This is a genomic window from Bradyrhizobium rifense, assembly GCF_008123425.1.
GTDB lineage: Bacteria > Pseudomonadota > Alphaproteobacteria > Rhizobiales > Xanthobacteraceae > Bradyrhizobium > Bradyrhizobium rifense.
In genome coordinates this window covers 19,327-40,000 of the sequence record NZ_VSSS01000041.1, presented here as the reverse complement: position 1 = coordinate 40,000, position 20,674 = coordinate 19,327, and the positions used below count along the sequence as shown (strand labels likewise).

Here is a 20,674-nt window from a genome sequence, read left to right as displayed (position 1 = left end):
ACCCTCTGAGGCCCAGCTTTCCTGACTGGTTCCGATTGTCTTTGATGTATCACTGGCCTGGTCCGCGTTCGCTCGCCACTACTAACGGAGTCTCTGTTGATGTCCTTTCCTCCAGGTACTTAGATGTTTCAGTTCCCTGGGTTTGCTTGAAACCTCCTATGTATTCAGAAGTCTCATACCTTCTCTTGATAACCGGAAATCCAAAACCTCTTCGATCGAAATCTAAAGGCTTAGGCTTCTCACATTATCTGATCGAACCCCACACCGATGTCTTTCGACAAAGGTCTTGGAGTTCCGGCTATCGAAGGTGGGTTTCCCCATTCGGAAATCCGCGGATCAAAGCTTCTTCGCAGCTCCCCACGGCTTATCGCAGCGTAGCACGTCCTTCATCGCCTCTCAGCGCCAAGGCATCCACCGAACACCCTTAAGGCACTTGATTGCTCTCATTATCAATGTCCACACACTCGGCAGAATGTTGTCTGCAGAATTACCTCGCGGCACGCGCCCTCGATGAACGCTATCTGCAGCCGGACAATGATTAGAAAGACCAGCTTGCTTCGTAAGATCGTTCCGATAGCGAGGCGGTCAAGCTTCGCTAAAAGGATCATTTACAACTCGCGTGTCTTTCAGACGCAGCCTTGTGAGCTGCACTGAAAGGCGCACGAGCGCCGAAATGATCCGGAGATAATGAAGTCTCGCGCAGATATTCTCTGCACGATCCAACTCGGATCGATCTCCTCTTTACGATGTCAGAAATCACGCAAACTGCTGTCTATCCAGACTAGCAGGATGCGAAGTGATGTTTCGCGGACGACAGTGTCATCGTTGGTGATCAAACCATCTGGTGGAGCCAGACGGGATCGAACCGACGACCTCATGCTTGCAAAGCACGCGCTCTCCCAGCTGAGCTATGGCCCCGTACCCAGAAGACGAATGCTCACTCGATGAGTGTGGTGGGCCTGGGAAGACTTGAACTTCCGACCTCACGCTTATCAAGCGCGCGCTCTAACCAACTGAGCTACAAGCCCCTAACGCATATCCCGTTAAGGACCATGGGATCCTGCGCATACAGGCCCAGCGCGTGTTCGTCCGCGAAGAAAGAGAAACGTAGACGGCGAAATCCCGCCAATGCAGCTCAACGATCCTGACGACCGTTGGCCACTGATGTTTCTAAAACGATCCGATAGTGAGCCGAAGCTCGCTGAAGGATCATCCTTAGAAAGGAGGTGATCCAGCCGCAGGTTCCCCTACGGCTACCTTGTTACGACTTCACCCCAGTCGCTGACCCTACCGTGGCCGGCTGCCTCCATTGCTGGTTAGCGCACCGTCTTCAGGTAAAACCAACTCCCATGGTGTGACGGGCGGTGTGTACAAGGCCCGGGAACGTATTCACCGTGGCGTGCTGATCCACGATTACTAGCGATTCCAACTTCATGGGCTCGAGTTGCAGAGCCCAATCCGAACTGAGACGGCTTTTTGAGATTTGCGAAGGGTCGCCCCTTAGCATCCCATTGTCACCGCCATTGTAGCACGTGTGTAGCCCAGCCCGTAAGGGCCATGAGGACTTGACGTCATCCCCACCTTCCTCGCGGCTTATCACCGGCAGTCTCCTTAGAGTGCTCAACTAAATGGTAGCAACTAAGGACGGGGGTTGCGCTCGTTGCGGGACTTAACCCAACATCTCACGACACGAGCTGACGACAGCCATGCAGCACCTGTGTTCCAGGCTCCGAAGAGAAGGTCACATCTCTGCGACCGGTCCTGGACATGTCAAGGGCTGGTAAGGTTCTGCGCGTTGCGTCGAATTAAACCACATGCTCCACCGCTTGTGCGGGCCCCCGTCAATTCCTTTGAGTTTTAATCTTGCGACCGTACTCCCCAGGCGGAATGCTTAAAGCGTTAGCTGCGCCACTAGTGAGTAAACCCACTAACGGCTGGCATTCATCGTTTACGGCGTGGACTACCAGGGTATCTAATCCTGTTTGCTCCCCACGCTTTCGTGCCTCAGCGTCAGTACCGGGCCAGTGAGCCGCCTTCGCCACTGGTGTTCTTGCGAATATCTACGAATTTCACCTCTACACTCGCAGTTCCACTCACCTCTCCCGGACTCAAGATCTTCAGTATCAAAGGCAGTTCTGGAGTTGAGCTCCAGGATTTCACCCCTGACTTAAAAACCCGCCTACGCACCCTTTACGCCCAGTGATTCCGAGCAACGCTAGCCCCCTTCGTATTACCGCGGCTGCTGGCACGAAGTTAGCCGGGGCTTATTCTTGCGGTACCGTCATTATCTTCCCGCACAAAAGAGCTTTACAACCCTAGGGCCTTCATCACTCACGCGGCATGGCTGGATCAGGGTTGCCCCCATTGTCCAATATTCCCCACTGCTGCCTCCCGTAGGAGTTTGGGCCGTGTCTCAGTCCCAATGTGGCTGATCATCCTCTCAGACCAGCTACTGATCGTCGCCTTGGTAGGCCATTACCCTACCAACTAGCTAATCAGACGCGGGCCAATCTTTCGGCGATAAATCTTTCCCCGTAAGGGCTTATCCGGTATTAGCACAAGTTTCCCTGTGTTGTTCCGAACCAAAAGGTATGTTCCCACGCGTTACTCACCCGTCTGCCGCTGACGTATTGCTACGCCCGCTCGACTTGCATGTGTTAAGCCTGCCGCCAGCGTTCGCTCTGAGCCAGGATCAAACTCTCAAGTTGGACTTGAACTTTGAACCGGCTGATCACAACGTTTGACGAGGTCCCACCATTATCGACCGAAGTCGATGTGCTGCCTGCGATTCACATCGCGGGCAACGATGGTGTTTCCTTGGAAACGTGTACCGCCGAAGTCTTTCGTCCGGTCTCGATCAGAAAAGCCGAAGCTTCTCAGATGCGAGACCCGCAAGGACTCCGCCGTCCACGTTTCTCTTTCTTCATCTTCACTTGTCAAACAGCCCGGGACCAGGAAGCCCCATCCTTCCAGAGTGGAAGGGTTCCGACACCCTTACCGGCGACGAATGAACCCCAACCGATTTGTGTCGGCTGTTGTGCACTCAACGAGGTGAGGAGCATCAGTGGCGCGTTCGCTCGCCTTGGTCAGTGACCCGGCGGCGCCGCGCTCAGTGGTCGGGTTATAGGCCCCCCCGCCCGGGATTGTCAACGCCCATCGTCAACAAATCGTCGCACAGTGGATTGTCGAAAATAATCGAGCGATTCCAGTCAATTAGACGGACGTGAAAACGGCGGAGCGAAGCGGCTCGGCAAAAAATCTGAAAAAAAGTTTGGCCCCCAGGGGGCTCGGAAGGGGCTCCAGAGGGGCCCGGCGAGGGTCCATGCTGGAACTCCGGAAGCGGCCTGCGGCGCCTCCCGGACCAAGACCCCAGCGCCCGGCCGTTCAGGAAACTTTTTCCATGTTTGGCGCCGTACTAGAGCCACAATCCCGCGGCGTTCTGATAAGAGACAAGCTTGAATCGCGGGATGCCAGTGGGGGCTGCCGCGATTTTCATGGGGTCCAGAGAAGGCGATCTGATGATGACGCGGCCTTCTTCGGACATTCGAAAGACATCGAGAGATCTTCACCTGCCTTGCTGTTCGTAATTTCGGCCGGGCCCTGATCGGGGCCTCCTGAGCGCGAGCACCTGTGCGGCACGGCTTTTTTCGCGATCCCCCTGCAAGAGGGCGACCAGGGAAAAGCACGAAGCGAAGGTTTCGGGTCGTTGATTGGGGGACTTGGGTTGAACCAGAGGACGTCACGCGGCGCTTACGGGCGTGAGACCGGGATCATCGATCTCGGCCACGAGCCGCCGCTTTCCGTCGATGGTTCCGAAGCCGCCGTCATCGATCGCCGTCGCGTCTCGGTGCAATGGTTCAGCGGTACCATTCTGACCGGACTCTGCGGCGCAGCCCTGATCGGCGGCGCCGTTTTCGCATCTCTCGACGGCGAAATGACCTTCGCCAAGGTGCCGGAGCGGGTCGAGGGCGCGCTGCGTGGTGCATTCGGAGCTGCCGATCGCACCGCCACGCTGCACAAGAGCGACCGCCTGCCGCCGCCGAACGATTCCACCGCCTCGCGCAACATCGTACGCGTCTCGACGGTTGCCCGCGTCGGCAACCGCGACGTGATGCGGGTACGCCCCTTCATCCGGATCGCCGGCAATCTGTCGATGACGACGAGCGATTTGTCGGCGAAAATACCGCCGTTCAACGCGCAGCGCATGCTCACCGACGTCGGCTCCGATCCGAAGACCGCAACCGACGATCCGAACAATCCTGAAGCCGTCGAGCCCGACGCCGAGGTCTCCTTCGTCACGAAGGACCTCTCGCCGGTGCTGCCGAAGGCCAAGATTTCCGCCGTGGTGGCGCTCGACGACATCCTGATGCGGGTGCGCGATGCCGCCAATTGGCGCGGCAATGGCGGGGTTCGCTACGCCTCGCTTGCCAATGCCACCGCCGACATCTCCGGCGCGACCGGCCCGTCCGACATGAAGATGGCCTACGCCACTGAAGTGTCGCCGTCCGATCCCTATGCCGGCTTCGAGACCCGCGTGGTGCCGGAAAACGTTACGCTGCTGCCGAAGACCAAGGAGCAGATCACCGGCGGCAATCCCAACTGCGAACGCGTCCACGTCGTCAAGAAGGGCGACTCGGTCTCCTCGGTATTGCGCGATCTCGGCGCCACGGCGGACGAAATCAAGTCGATCGCAGCGACGCTCGGCCCCCGCGGCCGCGACGGCGGCCTGAAGGAAGGCGAAAAACTTCGCATCCTGCTGGCGCCCGCAAGCCCCGGCGCCAGGCTGCAGCCCTACCGCGTCGTTGTTGCCAACGACACCATGGTCGAGGCGATTGCGGCGCTGTCCGATCTCGGCAAATACGTCGCGGTCGACGTTTCCACCATGAATACCGTCGCGGACGCCACGGCCAACGCCAACAGCGACGACGATGACGACGATGACGGCACCGGCGTGCGGCTCTACCAGAGCATCTACGAGACCGCGATGCGCAACAAAGTGCCAATGCCGGTCATCGACGACATGATCAAGATCTACTCCTACGACGTCGATTTCCAGCGCAAGGTCGCGCCGGGCGACTCGTTCGACGTGTTCTACGCCGGCGAAGACGAGGGCTCGACGGCGGTCGACAAGAGCGAGGTGCTGTTCGCCTCGCTCACGGTCGGCGGAGAAACCAAGAAATATTACCGGTATCTGAGCCCCGATGACGGTGTCGTCGACTACTATGACGAGACCGGCAAGAGCGCGAAGAAGTTCCTGGTCCGCAAGCCCGTCAACAGCGCCATCATGCGCTCCGGCTTCGGCGGCCGCCGCCATCCGATCCTCGGCTATGTGAAAATGCACACCGGCGTCGACTGGGCCACCGCCTACGGCACGCCGATTTTCGCCGCCGGCAACGGCGTGATCGAAAAGGCCCAGCTCGAAGGCGGTTACGGCAAATACGTCCGCATCAAGCACAACAACGGCTACGAGACCGCCTACGGTCATATGTCGGCTTTCGCCAAGGGCATGGAGCCCGGCAAGAAGGTGCGGCAGGGCCAGGTCATCGGCTTCGTCGGCTCGACCGGCCAGTCGACCGGCCCGCACGTTCACTACGAAATCCTCGTCAACGGCCGTTTCGTCGACCCGATGCGCGTGAAACTGCCGCGCGGCCGTTCGCTCGAAGGGCCGATGCTCACGGGCTTCGAGAAGGAGCGCGATCGTCTCGACGGCATGATGAGCGGCCGGGGCGGCGCCATTGCCCGCATGTCGGACGCCACCGGCGGCCCGCTGCAGGTCAGCAACCGCTGATTGGATAACTGGTCGAAATCGACCGGACATACCTTGAAAAAATGACCTGAAATGACGTCGTGGTGCGACGTCAATTCACCGCACCACAATTTCAAGTTTCGTTTGCCAAAGCGGTCTAACGGGCGAATACTTTCCAAAAAATGGGAGGTCTCGCCATGAAGCACAGGTTCGCCTGCGCAGCTTTCGTCGCTGCAATTTTCTCGAGCACGAGCACATTTGCAGAGGGCTGGGAGGTCACCAAGCTCGTCCCGGGCTCGGCGTTCCATGGCGTGCACGGCCTCGGAATCGACAAGGCCGGCCATCTGTTTGCCGGCAGCGTCGCGGGCGCGGCCCTTTATGAGGTCGACATCGCGGGCGGCACGGCCAAGATCGCGATTCCCGCACCGATCGGAATGGCCGACGACATCGCATTCGCGCCCGACGGCACCATGGCCTGGACCGGATTCCTGGCCGGCGATCTCTATTCGCGCAAGGGCGACGGCCCGATCAAGAAGCTCGCCAGCGGCCTTCCCGGCATCAACTCGCTCGCCTACCGCAAGGACGGCCGGCTCTACGCCACGACCGTTTTCCTCGGCGACACGCTCTATGAGATCGACGTCGAGGGCATCAAACCACCCCGTCAGATCATGGAGAAGATGGGGGGCCTCAACGGCTTCGAGTTCGGTCCTGACGACAAGCTTTACGGTCCGCTCTGGTTCAAGGGACAGGTCGCCAAGGTCGACGTCGACAAGGCCGAGCTGACCGTCGTCGCCGACGGTTTCAAGGTCCCGGCCGCTGTGAACTTCGATTCCAAGGGCAATCTCTGGGTTGTCGATACCGCGCTCGGCCAGCTCGTTCGGGTCGATCCCAAGTCCGGCGCCAAGACCATGGTCGCGCAACTGAAGCCGTCGCTGGACAATCTCGCGATCGACGACAAGGACCGCATCTACGTCTCCAACATGGCGGACAACGGCATTCAGGAGGTCGATCCGGCGACCGGCCAGGCGAAGCAAATCATCATCGGCAAGCTCGCCTTGCCCGGCGGCATCGGCGTCACCTCGGACGACGGCAAGGATACGATTCACGTCGCCGACGTGTTCGCTTATCGCACGGTGGACGGCACGACCGGCGAAGTCACCGAGAAGGCGCGCATGCACGCCGACGGCGTCACCCTCGAATATCCGATGAGCGCGACGGCGAAGGGCAACGACGTGATCCTGTCGAGCTGGTTCACCGGCACGGTGCAGGTGATCGACGGCAAGACCGGCGCCACGCGCGACATGCTGCACGGCTTCAAGGCGCCGCATGACGCGATCGTGCTCGGGGACGGCACTATCCTGGTGGCCGAGCTCGGCACCAAATCGCTCGTCCGCGTCAGCGGCGAGCATGGCAAAGATCGCACCACGGTGGTCGGTGGTCTCGAGGGTCCGGTTGGGCTCGTCGGCGGATCGGGCGACGAGGTCTATGTCACCGAAGCCTTTGCCGGCACCGTCTCCAGGATCGACAAGAACGGCGAAAAGACCGTGATCGCCAAGGAGTTGAAAATGCCCGAAGGCATTGCGCGCGGGAGCGACGGCAGATTGATCGTGGCAGAGGTCGGCGCCAAGCGCCTGATCGAGATCGCACCCGACAGCGGCAAGGTCACCGAGATCGCAGCAAATCTTCCGATCGGCCTGGAGGGCGCGCCCGGCGGCCTGCCCAGCAATATCCCAACGGGTGTGGCCGTCGGCGCCTCCGGCGTCATCTATTTCAGCTCCGACATCGAGAACGCGATCTACAAGGTCGTGAAGAAATAGCGCCGCGCTCGGCTGACCGGCCGACGCGAACAAAAAATCGCCCCGGAAAGAGAATGACCTCTCCGGGGCGATTTTATTTAGCGGTGCACGCCGATGATCAGTTCAGCTTGCGCTTCGACGTCGGCGCCTCGAACTGCGTGATCTCGGCAGTCTGCGACGCCTTGCCGTTGAACGTCAGCACGTTGCCTGCCGACGAGATCGCAACATGATCACCGTCCCTAACATCGCCGCCCAAAATCATCTCCGCGAGCGGATCCTGGACGTAGCGCTGGACCACCCGCTTCAACGGCCGTGCGCCGTAGGCGGGATCCCAGCCCTTCGCGGCGAGCCAGTCGCGGCCCGCAGCATCGAGCGTCAGTACGATCTTGCGATCGGTCAGGAGCCTCTCGAGCCGCGCGAACTGGATCTCGACGATCCGGCCCATCTCGCTCCTCTGCAAGCGATGGAACAGGATGATCTCGTCGACACGGTTCAGGAACTCGGGGCGGAAATGTCCGCGCACCATCCCCATCACCTGCTCACGCACGGCAGAGGTGTCTTCGCCCTCGGGTTGATTCACCAGATACTCCGAACCGAGGTTCGAGGTCATGATGATCAGCGTGTTGCGGAAATCGACGGTACGGCCCTGGCCATCGGTCAGGCGGCCGTCGTCGAGCACCTGCAACAGGACGTTGAAAACATCAGGATGCGCCTTCTCGATCTCGTCGAACAGCACGACCTGATAGGGCCGGCGCCGCACCGCTTCGGTGAGCGCGCCGCCCTCGTCATAACCGACATAGCCCGGAGGCGCGCCGATCAGCCGCGAGACCGAATGCTTCTCCATGTATTCGGACATATCGAGGCGGACCATCGCGGTCTCGTCGTTGAAGAGGTACTCGGCGAGCGCCTTGGTCAGCTCGGTCTTGCCGACGCCGGTGGGCCCTAAGAACATGAACGAGCCCATCGGCCGATTCGGGTCCTGCAGGCCTGCCCGCGAGCGGCGCACGGCGGTCGCGACCGCATGCACGGCCTCAGCCTGGCCGATGACGCGCTGTCCGAGCTGCTCCTCCATCTTCAGGAGCTTCTCCTTCTCGCCCTCCAGCATCTTGTCGACGGGTACGCCGGTCCAGCGCGAGACCACCTGCGCGATGTGGTTGGCGGTAACAGCCTCCTCCATCATCTCGCCGGAATTCTCCTTGGCCTCAATGTCAGCGAGCTGCTTCTCGAGCTGCGGGATCCGGCCATAGGCCAGCTCGCCGGCCTTCTGGAATTCGCCGCGCCGCTGCGCGTCGGCCAGATCGACGCGCAACGCGTCCAGCTCGGATTTCAGCTTCTGGGCGTCGGAGAGCTTGTTCTTTTCAGCACTCCAGCGCGCCGTCAGCGCCGCAGACTTCTCCTCGAGCTCGACCAGCTCCTTCTGAAGCGTCTCAAGACGGGACTTGGAGCCGAGGTCGCTTTCCTTCTTGAGCGCTTCCTGCTCGATCTTGAGCCGGATGATCTCACGGTCGAGCGAATCCAGCTCCTCCGGCTTGGAATCGACCTGCATCTTCAGCCGTGCGGCGGCCTCGTCCATGAGGTCGATCGCCTTGTCGGGCAGGAAACGATCAGTGATGTAGCGGTTGGACAGCGTCGTCGCCGCCACGAGCGCGGAATCGGTGATCCGCACACCGTGATGCTGCTCGTACTTGTCCTTCAGGCCGCGCAGGATCGAGATCGTGTCCTCGACTGAGGGCTCGCTGACGAAGATCGGCTGGAAACGCCGCGCCAGCGCCGCATCCTTCTCGACATGCTTCCGATATTCGTCGAGCGTGGTCGCGCCGATACAGTGCAGCTCGCCGCGCGCAAGCGCGGGCTTGAGCAGATTGGACGCGTCCATCGCGCCATCGCCCTTGCCGGCACCGATCAGCGTATGCATCTCGTCGATGAACAGGATGAAATTGCCGTCGCTCGCGGTCACCTCCTGAAGCACGGCTTTCAGCCGCTCCTCGAACTCACCGCGGTATTTTGCACCCGCAATCAGTGAGCCGAGGTCGAGCGACAGCAGCTTCTTGTCCTGGAGACTCTCGGGCACATCGCCATTGACGATGCGCAGCGCGAGGCCCTCCGCGATGGCGGTCTTGCCGACGCCGGGCTCACCGATCAGGACGGGATTGTTCTTGGTCCGGCGCGACAGCACCTGGATCGTGCGGCGGATCTCCTCGTCGCGGCCGATGACCGGATCGAGCTTGCCGTCGCGCGCAGCCTGGGTCAGGTCGCGGGCATATTTCTTCAGCGCGTCATAGGCGTTCTCGGCCGTCGCGGAATCCGCAGTGCGGCCCTTGCGCAGCGCCTCGATCGCGGCGTTGAGATTTTGCGGGGTGACGCCGCCCTTGGCGAGGAGGCTGCCTGCCTCGCTGGTCTTCTCTAGCGTGAGACCCAGCAGGAGCCGTTCGACGGTGACAAAGCTGTCGCCGGCCTTCTCGCCGGCCTTTTCGGCCGCGTCGAAGGTACGGGCGAGCTCGGGCGCCAGATAGATCTGGCCGGCACCGCCACCAGAAACTTTCGGCACCTTGTTGAGGGCGTCCTCGGTCGCCTTCAGAATTGCGCGGGAATTGCCGCCGGCGCGGTCGATCAGGCCGGCAGCCAGCCCTTCATTGTCATCCAAGAGGACCTTGAGGACGTGCAGGGTCGAAAACTGCTGATGCCCCTCGCGCACCGCAAGCGACTGCGCGGACTGGACGAAGCCCCTGGAGCGTTCGGTATATTTGTCGATATTCATGGGTCTTTTCTTTCCCTCGGCCTGCCCCTGGGGCCCTCTAAGGCACCCCAAACGGCATCTTCATTGGGTTTCCGCTTGTCGCGTTGACATTCCTCAACCAACAGCGGTCGTTATCAGCCGACGCTGGCGCCGGCCTGACCCAAATGTGGGAAGCGTGCCCTCGGATCGGAAGAGGCGAGTTCACAATTTCGTGCGCTGATCCGCCGGCTTGGCGGGCGCAGGTCGAATCCCCTAAGTAGGCCTATGACAGCCAGCCAGACCGCCGAAATCACCGGCCTCTACCGCTACCCGATCAAGGGCCTGACGCCGGAATCCCTGCCCAGGGTCCCCTTGCGGACCGGCCAGACCCTCCCCGCCGACCGCCGCTACGCCATCGAGAACGGCCCGAGCGGGTTCGACCCGGAGGCTCCGGAGTGGAAACCGAAAATCCAGTTTCTGATGCTGGCCCGCAATGAGCGGCTGGCCTCCCTCGACAGCCGGTTCGAGGATGCGACCAACAGCCTTACCATCCGCAAGGATGGCCAGGTCGTCGCCAGCGGCGATCTCGAGACCGCGGCGGGGCGCGCCGCGATCGAGGGCTACTTCACGGAGAACTTTCAGCCGGAGCTGAAGGGTCCGCCCAAGGTCCTGTCCGGCCGCGACCACAGCTTCTCGGATGTCGCCCGCAAGGTCGTATCGATCATCAATCTCGAGAGCGTTCGCGCCATCGAGACCATGCTCGGCGGTGTCGCCGTCCATCCCCTGCGCTTCCGCGGCAATCTTTACGTGGCGGGCTGGCCGGCCTGGTCCGAGCTCGACCTGGTCGGCCAGACGCTGGCGATCGGGCAGGCCCGGCTGAAAGTGGTCAAGCGCATCGTCCGCTGCCCGGCCGTCAACGTCGATCCCGAGACGGCCGTACGCGATCTCGAGATCCCACCGACGCTGTCGCGCAATCTCGGCCACATGGATTGCGGCATCTATGCCGAGGTGATCGCCGACGGTGAGATCGGCGTGGGTGATGCGGTCGCGGTGGAGCAGCCGACGCTCGTGTGAGCTAGCACCGCTCTCGGGTGGGCAAAGGCGCTCTTGCGCCGTGCCCACCATTTTGTCGAGCGGACGGACGTGGTGGGCACGCTTCGCTTTGCCCACCCTACGGCACCGTCACTACGGCACCGTCAATTCGGCATCACATACGCATAGATCCGGCCGCGCGAGATCGGCGCCTCGCGGACGCGGTTGCCATTGTTGCCGGAGATCATGATCGGATTCCCCTGCGCGTCGATGCCGGTGATGATGCCGACATGACCGCCGCCACGCCGCCCCATCACCGCGATGGCGCCGACCTGCGGACCGGAGACGCGGGTGCCGTAACGGGCGAACGAGCTCGCCATGTCGGAGCCGGTGCCCTGATGGCCGGTGTGCTGCAGCACCATGTTCATGAAGCGCGCGCACCACAGGCTGCCGCGACCGGTCGGGTTGCCGCCGATGTAGCGGCGCGCCTCGGAGACGAGACCCGACCCGCCGAAGCCACCGCTTGCAGCCATGCCGTTATTGGCCATGCCGCCGCTATTGGCGTTCGGATCATAGCTAGCCTGCGTGTTGGCGAATCCTCTTGCCTGCAACTGCGCCGCGCTGCGCTCGAAGCGCGAGCCGCTGGCATGGTGGCGATAATGATGATGTCTGGCGTGATGCACGTAAGCGGGCCGCTCTGCGCTATGACGATGATGCGGCCGCGCTGAGGCCGGAGAAACGAACGCGGCAACCGCCGCGAAGAAGATCGCCAGCGCGACAACACAACGCGACAGGCGAGACGCAAACAACTCGAACATTCTTCATCCTTCGTTGACACCCCCACTTCCAATCGGCCCGTGCGATGGCCGACATCGGTCTGGCCGTTAAGCCGCCCGATGTGGCGAGAAAAAGACGCCGCGACCGCGAATAGCTGCGATGATTTTGTGTGAGTGCTGCTCCGATGCTGCCTCATTGCGGACAACAGCATTAACTGCGATCGTGAAGTCGCGGCTTGAAGAGAGGGAAACAGTTAATGCCCCACGCCACGACCAGGGACGACGTCCGTATCTATTTCGAAGAGGCGGGTCAGGGAACGCCGATCATTTTTCTGCACGAGTTCGCGGCCGATTACACCAGTTGGGAGCCGCAGATGCGTTACTTCTCGCGCGGCCACCGCTGCATCAGCTATTCCGCGCGCGGCTACACGCCATCCGACGTGCCGGCAGGCGAGGTCTACACCTACGAACAGTTCTACACCGACGCGCTCGCGGTGCTCGATCATCTCAAGATCGAGCGCGCGCATCTCGTCGGTCTGTCGATGGGCGCCTATTCATCGCTCCAGATCGGATTGAACGCGCCGCAGCGCGCGCTGTCGATGACGCTCGCCGGTGTCGGCTCAGGCTCGGAGATCGAGAACCTGGATAATTGGCGCAAGCAGTGCCGCGCCAATGCCGAGCAATTCGAGACGCTCGGCTCCGCCGAGGTCGCAAAAGTCACGCGCGGTGCTCCGAGCCGGATTCCCTTCCTGGTGAAGGACCCGCGCGGCCACGCCGATTTCTACGCCGCACTGGCGCGGCACGATTCCAGGGGATCGGCGAGCACGATGCGCGGTTTTCAAGGCGGCCGTCCCTCGATCTTTGCGATGACGGATGCGATCAAGAAGGCCACCACGCCCGCACTGATCATCTGCGGCGACGAGGATGATCCGTGCATCGGGGCGAGCCTGTTTTTGAAGAAGCATCTGCCGGCAGCGGGACTCGCGATGTTTCCGAAGTCCGGCCACGTGCTCAATCTGGAGGAGCCGGCACTGTTCAACGAGAGCGTGGAGCGGTTCGTGACGCTGGTGGAAGCGGGCCGATGGCCGGTGCGCGATCCAAGGTCGCTGGCGGCGCATTAGGCACAGAAGCCCCACACGCTCCGTCATTGCGAGCGCAGCGAAGCAATCCAGAATCCCTCCGCGGAAAGACTCTGGATTGCTTCGCGACGCTCGCAATGACGAAGGATAGACCTGAGCTCCTCAGGGTGAGGGTCTACGACGTCACTTCCCCTGCCCGCGGCTCAGCAGAAACACGCCCTGCTCGCCGAACAGATTCCACACCCACCATGGCAATCGCAGCCGCAGCGGGCGGCCGTAGAGGTCGAGCGCCTCGGCGCGCTCCATCTTGACGCCGATGGCGTCGCAGAGCTCGATGAAATCCTTGATGGTGCAGAAATGGATGTTGGCGGTGTCGTACCAGCTGGCCGGCAGATTCTCCGTGCGCGGCATGTGGCCGCCGACCAGGAGCTGCAGGCGCATCCGCCAGAAGCCGAAATTGGGGAACGACACGATGGCGCGGCGGCCGATGCGCAGGAGATTCTCCAGCACCACCTTGGGCTGCCGCGTCGCCTGCAGCGTCTGCGACAGGATCACGTAGTCGAAGGCATCATCCGGATAATTCACGAGATCGGTGTCGGCATCGCCCTGCACCACCGCGAGACCTTTTGCCACGCAGCGATTGACGCCCTCGCGCGACAACTCGATGCCGCGGCCGTCGATGCCGCGGGTCTCCAAGAGCTGAAGCAGATCGCCATCGCCGCAGCCGACGTCGAGCACTTTCGATCCGGGCTTGACCATCTCGGCGACCAGCAGATGGTCGGCGCGAAATGGACCGGACTGCTCCGCAGTGAGGCCATTGAGCGGCAGCACTTCCTGTACAGACATCGCTAGCCGTCCTTGTCAGTCATTCTTGGTCAGTCATTCTTGCCGGTGAGCCCGCGCGCCTTGCCGGCCGATTGCAGGAAGGCGCGGGAGATGTCGAAGAATTCGGGCACGTCGAGCAGGAAGGCATCGTGGCCGCGATCGGTCTCGATCTCGGCGAACGACACCCGCGCGCTCGACGCGTTCAACGCGTGCACCAGCGCGCGCGATTCCGATGTCGGGAACAGCCAGTCGCTGGTGAAGGAGACCACGCAGAAGCGCGTCTCGATTCCGGCGAACGCCTTCGCCAGCACGCCGCCGTGGTCGCCGGCGATGTCGAAATAGTCCATCGCGCGGGTGAGGTAGAGATAGGAGTTGGCGTCGAAGCGCTCGACAAAGGACGAGCCCTGGTAGCGCAGATAGGATTCGACCTGGAAGTCGGCATCGAACGAGAAGGTCGGCAGCTCGCGATCCTGCATGCGGCGGCCGAACTTGCGATGCAGCGCGGCGTCCGAGAGATAAGTGATATGCGCGGCCATGCGCGCGACCGCGAGGCCGCGATGCGGATGGATGCCCTGATCGGCGTAGGCGCCATTGTGCCAGTCGGGATCGGCCATCACGGCCTGGCGACCGAGCTCATGGAAGGCGATGTTCTGCGCCGAGTGCCGCGTCGAACAGGCAATCGCCAGCGCCGAGTAGACGCGCTTGGGATAGGCCGCGGTCCATTGCAGCACCTGCATGCCGCCCATCGAGCCGCCGACGACGGCGAACAGCGTGTCGACGCCGAGCCGGTCGATCAGCATCGCCTGCGCACGCACCATGTCGGGAATGGTGATGACGGGGAAATCCAGGCCCCACACCTTGCCGGTTGCCGGATTGATCGAGGCGGGCCCGGTCGAGCCCATGCAGCCGCCGATCACGTTGGAGCAGATGATGAAGTAGCGGCTGGGATCGAGCGGACGGCCGGGGCCGACCAACGTCTCCCACCAGCCGGGTTTGCCGGTGACGGGATGCACATTGGCGACGTGCTGATCACCGGTCAGCGCATGGCAGATCAGCACGGCGTTGGAGCGATCGGCATTGAGCTCGCCATAGGTCTTGTAGGCGATCTGGAACGGGGTGAGATCGATGCCGCAATCGAGCCGCAGCGGCTGGTCGGCGCCGAACTGCGCGACCTCCGAACTCGGATGATCGACCTCGTGCGACCGATCGTCGGCACTGATCGCGGGACTGGGGACAGACTTGACGCCAACCATCTCTGACCATCGACCTCGTTTGCGATCAAACGTGAGACCGCGATGAAATCAGGCCATGAAAAACCCGGCCTGAACGATAGGTTCGGCCGGGATCGAAAGCGTCCCCGGCCTGTTTAGCGAGTTTTTTAACGTGGCTGCAAGCCGGCCGGCTCAAATGACCACGGAACAGGCAAAAACCTACCGGCTTGGGCGCTTTTCGTCAAGTCGCGGTCCAGATGAGCCAAATTCAACCCTGATAAGTCCGCCAAAAAGGCTGTCATTTCTCTTTGCTTTCGCCGTCCTGACTGCCTAATCAGGACACCGACCGCAGCCTCACAACAGCACCTCGCAGATATGTCCCAACGTCCGCCCGCGCCACCATCGCTCCAGGAATTGCGCAAGGAGATCGACGCGATCGACGAGGGCATGCATCGCCTGTTGATGCAGCGCGGCGACATCATCGACCGCCTGATCCAGGTGAAGCAGACCCAGGAAGTCGGCTCGGCGTTCCGCCCGGCGCGCGAAGCCTCCATGATGCGCGACATCGTGCAGCGCCATCGCGGCATCCTGCCGCTCGATACGGTCGAGAGCATCTGGCGCGTCATCATCTCCACTTTCACCTATGTCCAGGCGCCGTTCTCGGTGCATGCCGACATCTCGGTGAGCGAGCCGGCAATGCGCGATTCCGTGCGCTTCCATTTCGGCTTCACGGTTCCCTACGTCGCGCATTTCAGCGCGCAGGCCGCGGTCGAAGCGGTGGCGAAATCCAAGGGCGATTTGGCGCTGGTCTCGGCGACTTCGAGCCGCACGCCATGGTGGCTGGAGCTGGAAGCGGACGGCGCGCCGAAGATCATCGCGCGGATGCCCTTTGTCGAGCGTGCCGACCATCCGGCCGCTCTGCCGGTGTTTGCGATCTCGCGCGTCGCCGACAGCGCGGTGGTGACGGAGGTCGAGACCTTCAGCGTGCGCGTATCGGGCTGGAACGCGGAGGTCGCCCGCGCCCTGTCGCCGCTCGCCGAGATCGTGGCGGTGCCCGATACCGCCTTCGACGGCGCCGCACTGCTGGTCTCGGTCACGAGCGCCACCAGCATCGACAAGATCAGGGCTGCCCTGATCGACGCGGGGGCCTCGGTGCGCTCCACGGCCCTCGTCGGCAGCCACGCAACGCGCTATACGGTGCCCCCGACCGGGCCGAAATCGTAAATCGCGAACTGACCTAGCCTATCCGGAGTTGAAGATGTCCCGCCCCGTGCCGAATCCCGGCATTCTCGATATTGCGCCCTACACGCCCGGCAAGAGCCCGGTCGCTGAGCCGGGCCGCAAGGTGTTCAAGCTCTCGGCCAACGAGACGCCGTTCGGACCCTCGCCCAAGGCGATCGAGGCCTTCAAGCACGTCGCGGACCATTTGGAAGACTATCCGGAAGGCACCTCGCGCGTGCTGCGCGAAGCGATCGGCCGCCACTTTGGCCTCGACCCGAACCGCATCATCTGCGGCGCCGGCTCGGACGAGATCCTCAACCTGCTCGCCCACACCTATCTCAGCCACGGCGACGAGGCGATCTCGACCACGCACGGCTTCCTGGTTTACCCGATCGCAACCATGGCGGTCGGCGCCAGGAATGTGGTCGCGGCGGAAAAGAACCTGACCTGCGACGTCGACGCGATCCTCAAGGCGGTGACGCCGAAGACAAAACTGGTCTGGCTCGCCAACCCCAACAACCCGACCGGCACTTATATCCCGTTCGACGAGGTCAAGCGGCTGCGCGCCGGCCTGCCCTCGCACGTACTGCTGGTGCTGGACGCCGCCTATTGCGACTACGTTTCCCGTAACGATTACGAGATGGGGATCGAGCTCGTTTCCACCACCGAGAATACGGTGGTGACGCACACCTTCTCCAAGATCCACGGCCTCGCGGCGCTGCGCATCGGCTGGATGTTCGGCCCCGAGCACATCATCGACGCGGTCAATCGCATCCGCGGTCCCTTCAACGTGTCGACGCCGGCGATGTATGCCGCGGTCGCCGCCATCGAGGACACCGCGCACCAGGCGATGTCGAAGCAGTTCACCGAGACCTGGCGCAACTGGCTCACTGAAGAGATCACCAAGCTCGGGCTGAAGGTGACGCCGGGCGTCGCCAATTTCGTGCTGATCCATTTCCCGAAAGACGGCAAGACCTCGGAAGAAGCCGATGCGTATCTCACCAAGCGCGGCCTCGTGCTGCGCGCGTTGAAGAATTACGGCCTGCACCATCAGCTGCGCATGACCATCGGCACCGAGGAGGCCAACCGCCTCGTCGTCGAGGCCCTGCGCGACTTCATGGCCGGCAAATGAGCGTGGACCCGCACTTCCAGCGCGTCGCGCTGATCGGCTTCGGTCTGATCGGCGGCTCGATCGCGCGCGCTGCGAAGCTTCAGGGCTTGGCTGGAGAGATCGTCACCACCGCGCGCTCGGAGAAAACGCGCGCGCGCGTGCTCGAGCTCGGCATCGTCGACCAGGTCGTGGCGACCAATGCGGAAGCCGTGAAGGATGCCGATCTCGTCATCCTCTGCATTCCCGTCGGCGCCTGCGGACCGGTGGCGCAGGAGATTGCCGCGCATCTCAAGCCCGGCGCCGTGATCTCCGACGTCGGCTCGGTCAAGGGCGCGATCGTCAGGGACATGGCGCCGCATCTGCCGAAGACTATTCATTTCGTGCCGGCGCACCCCGTGGCGGGCACCGAGCATTCGGGGCCAGATTCCGGCTTCGCCGAGCTCTTCATCAACCGCTGGTGCATTTTGACGCCGCCGGAAGGCACCGACGCCGCGGCCACCGCGCACTTACGCGCGTTCTGGGCGGCGATGGGCGCCAAGGTCGAGGTGATGACGCCGGATCATCATGATCTCGTGCTCGCGATCACCAGCCATCTGCCGCATCTGATCGCCTACACCATCGTCGGCACCGCCGACGAGCTGCAGCAGGTGACGGAGTCCGAAGTCATCAAATTCTCCGCCGGCGGTTTCCGCGACTTCACCCGCATCGCGGCCTCCGATCCGACGATGTGGCGCGACGTGTTCCTCGCCAACAAGGAGGCCGTGCTGGAGATGCTCGGCACCTTCACCGAGGATCTGGCAAAACTCACCCGCGCGATCCGTCGCGGCGACGGCGAAGCGCTGTTCGATCACTTCACCCGCACCCGCGCCATCCGCCGCGGCATCGTCGAGATCGGCCAGGATTCGGCCGCCGCGGACTTCGGCCGCCAGCACGGACAGCTCGACAAGAAGCCCGGCTAACCGCGGTCCTTGACCCGCACGATACGGCGCCGGCCGGCAAGACCGGCGCCGATCTGCATGCACACACCCAGCATCCAGGTGGCGCCGAACAGGAGATTGCCGGCGGCATCGGACGTCTCGTCGAACACGAAAGCATAGAGCGCGAGCAGGCCCGCTCCAGCGGCGAGGAACGTGCCGGTCGCGCTGGCAAGACCGATCGCGGGCGATCGATGCGCCGGCCCCGCCTGAAGCTGCGGCCAGCGCGGAATATCGATCCCGAGATAGGCGCCGATCATTCCGAGCACGATCAGCAGGACAGTGAATTCGACGGTGTCGAACCAGGGCAGCTCGGCCCGCATCAGCAATGCGGCGACGAAGGTGGCGCCGACCGCGCCCGTCATCGCCAGGCCAAGCCGGGCGACGACGTGCGCGAGCCGAAGGATCAGAAGACCGTCGGACAATTGCCGTCCTCTGGAGATTAGAACGGATAGTACCGGATCTGCGTCATGACGATGTTGTCGTCGGTCTTGGGCGCGCCGCCGACACCGTCGAAGGCGAGCCGCTGCGTGTAGGAGTACTGCACGCCGGCTTTCAGCGTGCCGTAATTGCCCTGGTAGATGGTGTCGTAGATGCCGGCGGTGACCTGCCGGACTTCCTTGGTGTTGCCGTTACAGGTCGCCGCCGGTGTGTTCTCGGTGAAGCAGCCCGTGTTGTTGTAGAGCGGATTGCCGTAGCCGAACGGAGTGGTTCCGACATTGGCGAAATTGGCCTTGGCCTTTTCCAGGCCGGCATAGGAGTAGACATCGAGACTCGGCGTCGCGTGCCAAACCAGTCCGACTGTAGCCGCCGTAATCGTGAGCGGAAGAACGGTGCCGTCCTGCCCGACCGCCGCGTCCGGGAACGGCGTCTGCGTAAAGCGCCCGAGCACGCCGTGCGAGCCGTAGAGCTGGAGGTCGAGCGTTTTCGGAATCAGCTCGGCGAAGATGTGGCCGCCGAAACTCCCGGTGTCGTAGGTATGATTGGCGCCGTTGAAGCGGTCGAACAGCTGGCGATAGAGCGCCCAGGCCTCGACATGCAGCTTGTAGGGCCCGAGCCTCGGATCCCATGCCGCCTTGACGGTAAAGTCAGGCACCTGGTTCAGGCTGACATTGTTGAGGCTGTTGAAGAAGCTGCCGCCCGGTCCGGTCAGATTGACTTGCAGGTTTGGGTTCAGCACACCCTGCGGGCCGACGGCGGGGGTGCCGACAGTCGGGACGTTGCCGCCGAAGAACGCTGTCTGGGCATTCTCGACCGACGCGGCCAACTTGAACTCCGGCCCGATGTCCTGCCAGACGCGCAAGCCCGGCTGCCGCGCGGAGATAAATCCCGGAACGGATTCGAAGTCGATCACGCCGGGCGCATCGACGCCGTGGGAATCGATGCCCGCTTTGCCCGGTGAGTTCAACGACCACGATTGCCCCGCCAGGAAGTGGAGACCGAGATCGGATCGGTCGACCTCGAGACTGAGCTGCCGCATCCGCGGATTGAAGGAGTTGGTGGCAACCGAGCTCGCAGTTTGCGCCGCGCCCTCGAAGTCGATTTCGCCGTAGCCGGCAAGATGCGTATCGGGATCGGCGTTGCCTTCGGCCAGCACCGAGAACCGGCTCTGGCGCGCGGAGAACCGCGTCTCCGGCACATAGAAATTGTGGGCCTGCTGATACGGGATGAAATTGTAGACCGAGCCGGTGTCGGAGGCGATGTTGCGCGAGCGGTAGATGCCGGTGAGATCGACCCAGCCGCCGAATGTCAGCGTGACGCCCTTGTAGCAGACCTTGCCGCCCGCACATGACTCGACGGGCAGCGCCTTGTAGGTCCCCGGCATCGGCATGGCTTTGGCCTGCACCGCGTCGACCTGACGCGTCTTACGCGCCTCCGAATCCACCTTCTGCTGCAGCTCCTTCAGCTTCGCTTTCAGCGCCTGGAGTTCGGTTGTGACATTGTCGTCGGCACGCGCCTGTCCTGAACAGGCAGCGAGTAGTCCCAGCATCAGTCCGTAGTTGATGATCCGCACGTAAGCCTCCCTCCACTGGGGAAGCAGGTGCTATTGGTTGCGTCCCCGGCGCGTGCATGCTTCCCTGGTGTGGAGTGATGCGAATGGGCGGGCTGTTATTCTCGGCGAGGCGCATCTTCTGCATCACATTTTCCTGACGATCATGTTCGGAATATTTTCACCGCTCGACCGAT

At 62.5% G+C, this 20,674-nt stretch carries 13 protein-coding genes, 2 tRNA genes, 2 rRNA genes and 1 riboswitch (1 of these 18 cut by a window edge); of the genes, 7 read left to right on the top strand and 10 right to left on the bottom strand.

Features of this window, described 5'->3' with window-relative positions; genetic code table 11:
* From FXB40_RS26255 to FXB40_RS26240, 4 genes are all read right to left on the bottom strand, one after another.
* A 23S ribosomal RNA gene (locus tag FXB40_RS26255) occupies window positions 1-439 on the bottom strand (it extends 2,435 nt beyond the left edge of the window).
* A gap of 403 nt (window positions 440-842) precedes the next feature.
* Window positions 843-918: transfer RNA gene (locus tag FXB40_RS26250), tRNA-Ala, on the bottom strand.
* A 33-nt stretch (window positions 919-951) separates the two neighbouring features.
* Window positions 952-1,028 (bottom strand) — tRNA-Ile (locus FXB40_RS26245).
* 191 nt (window positions 1,029-1,219) lie between these two features.
* Window positions 1,220-2,708, bottom strand: a 16S ribosomal RNA gene (locus tag FXB40_RS26240).
* Together the 16S and 23S rRNA genes with 2 tRNA genes alongside form the textbook arrangement of a ribosomal RNA operon.
* A gap of 1,016 nt (window positions 2,709-3,724) precedes the next feature.
* On the opposite strand from FXB40_RS26240, the gene FXB40_RS26235 reads away from it, so the two are divergent.
* Both FXB40_RS26235 and FXB40_RS26230 read left to right on the top strand, forming a co-directional pair.
* On the top strand, window positions 3,725-5,788 hold the full coding sequence (locus FXB40_RS26235) for a M23 family metallopeptidase (protein WP_187437147.1): 2,064 nt from the start codon (window positions 3,725-3,727) through the stop codon (window positions 5,786-5,788).
* Between the two features lie 155 nt (window positions 5,789-5,943).
* On the top strand, window positions 5,944-7,563 hold the full coding sequence (locus FXB40_RS26230) for a Vgb family protein (RefSeq protein ID WP_148775043.1): 1,620 nt from the start codon (window positions 5,944-5,946) through the stop codon (window positions 7,561-7,563).
* Window positions 7,564-7,660: 97 nt separating this feature from the next.
* On the opposite strand, the gene clpB is transcribed toward FXB40_RS26230, so the two are convergent.
* Entirely contained in the window at window positions 7,661-10,300 is a 2,640-nt protein-coding gene (clpB, locus tag FXB40_RS26225; protein ID WP_148775042.1) for an ATP-dependent chaperone ClpB, read from the bottom strand.
* A gap of 243 nt (window positions 10,301-10,543) precedes the next feature.
* On the opposite strand from clpB, the gene FXB40_RS26220 reads away from it, so the two are divergent.
* Window positions 10,544-11,332, top strand: coding sequence for an MOSC domain-containing protein (locus tag FXB40_RS26220; protein WP_148775041.1), 789 nt, complete (start codon window positions 10,544-10,546; stop codon window positions 11,330-11,332).
* Between the two features lie 122 nt (window positions 11,333-11,454).
* Here the strand turns inward: FXB40_RS26220 and FXB40_RS26215 are convergent, their stop codons facing one another.
* On the bottom strand, window positions 11,455-12,108 hold the full coding sequence (locus FXB40_RS26215) for an NlpC/P60 family protein (protein ID WP_148775040.1): 654 nt from the start codon (window positions 12,106-12,108) through the stop codon (window positions 11,455-11,457).
* 215 nt (window positions 12,109-12,323) lie between these two features.
* On the opposite strand from FXB40_RS26215, the gene FXB40_RS26210 reads away from it, so the two are divergent.
* Window positions 12,324-13,187, top strand: a complete 864-nt coding sequence (locus tag FXB40_RS26210; protein ID WP_148775039.1) for an alpha/beta fold hydrolase — start codon at window positions 12,324-12,326, stop codon at window positions 13,185-13,187.
* Between the two features lie 141 nt (window positions 13,188-13,328).
* Here the strand turns inward: FXB40_RS26210 and metW are convergent, their stop codons facing one another.
* Together metW and metX are read right to left on the bottom strand one after the other, a co-directional pair.
* The gene (gene metW, locus FXB40_RS26205) at window positions 13,329-13,991 is read right to left on the bottom strand and encodes a methionine biosynthesis protein MetW (protein WP_148775038.1); all 663 of its coding nucleotides are present in this window, start codon (window positions 13,989-13,991) and stop codon (window positions 13,329-13,331) included.
* A 29-nt stretch (window positions 13,992-14,020) separates the two neighbouring features.
* Entirely contained in the window at window positions 14,021-15,223 is a 1,203-nt protein-coding gene (gene metX / locus FXB40_RS26200) for a homoserine O-acetyltransferase MetX (RefSeq protein WP_148775037.1), read from the bottom strand.
* Window positions 15,224-15,315: 92 nt separating this feature from the next.
* Window positions 15,316-15,395, bottom strand: a riboswitch (SAM riboswitch).
* 161 nt (window positions 15,396-15,556) lie between these two features.
* On the opposite strand from metX, the gene FXB40_RS26195 reads away from it, so the two are divergent.
* From FXB40_RS26195 to FXB40_RS26185, 3 genes are read left to right on the top strand one after another with little or no spacing between them, the layout of a single operon-like run.
* The gene (locus FXB40_RS26195) at window positions 15,557-16,405 is read left to right on the top strand and encodes a chorismate mutase (protein WP_148775036.1); all 849 of its coding nucleotides are present in this window, start codon (window positions 15,557-15,559) and stop codon (window positions 16,403-16,405) included.
* Between the two features lie 34 nt (window positions 16,406-16,439).
* On the top strand, window positions 16,440-17,534 hold the full coding sequence (hisC, locus tag FXB40_RS26190) for a histidinol-phosphate transaminase (protein ID WP_148775035.1): 1,095 nt from the start codon (window positions 16,440-16,442) through the stop codon (window positions 17,532-17,534).
* Window positions 17,531-18,472 (top strand): prephenate/arogenate dehydrogenase family protein, encoded by a 942-nt coding sequence (locus FXB40_RS26185; protein WP_148775034.1) that lies wholly within the window; start codon window positions 17,531-17,533, stop codon window positions 18,470-18,472. The genes hisC and FXB40_RS26185 overlap by 4 nt, the downstream gene beginning before the upstream one ends.
* Here the strand turns inward: FXB40_RS26185 and FXB40_RS26180 are convergent.
* Together FXB40_RS26180 and FXB40_RS26175 are read right to left on the bottom strand one after the other, a co-directional pair.
* Window positions 18,469-18,912, bottom strand: coding sequence for a hypothetical protein (locus tag FXB40_RS26180; protein WP_148775033.1), 444 nt, complete (start codon window positions 18,910-18,912; stop codon window positions 18,469-18,471). The two genes, FXB40_RS26185 and FXB40_RS26180, sit on opposite strands and share 4 nt — an antisense overlap.
* A 17-nt stretch (window positions 18,913-18,929) precedes the next feature.
* On the bottom strand, window positions 18,930-20,501 hold the full coding sequence (locus FXB40_RS26175; RefSeq protein ID WP_187437146.1) for a hypothetical protein: 1,572 nt from the start codon (window positions 20,499-20,501) through the stop codon (window positions 18,930-18,932).
* Window positions 20,502-20,674 lie beyond the last annotated feature (173 nt).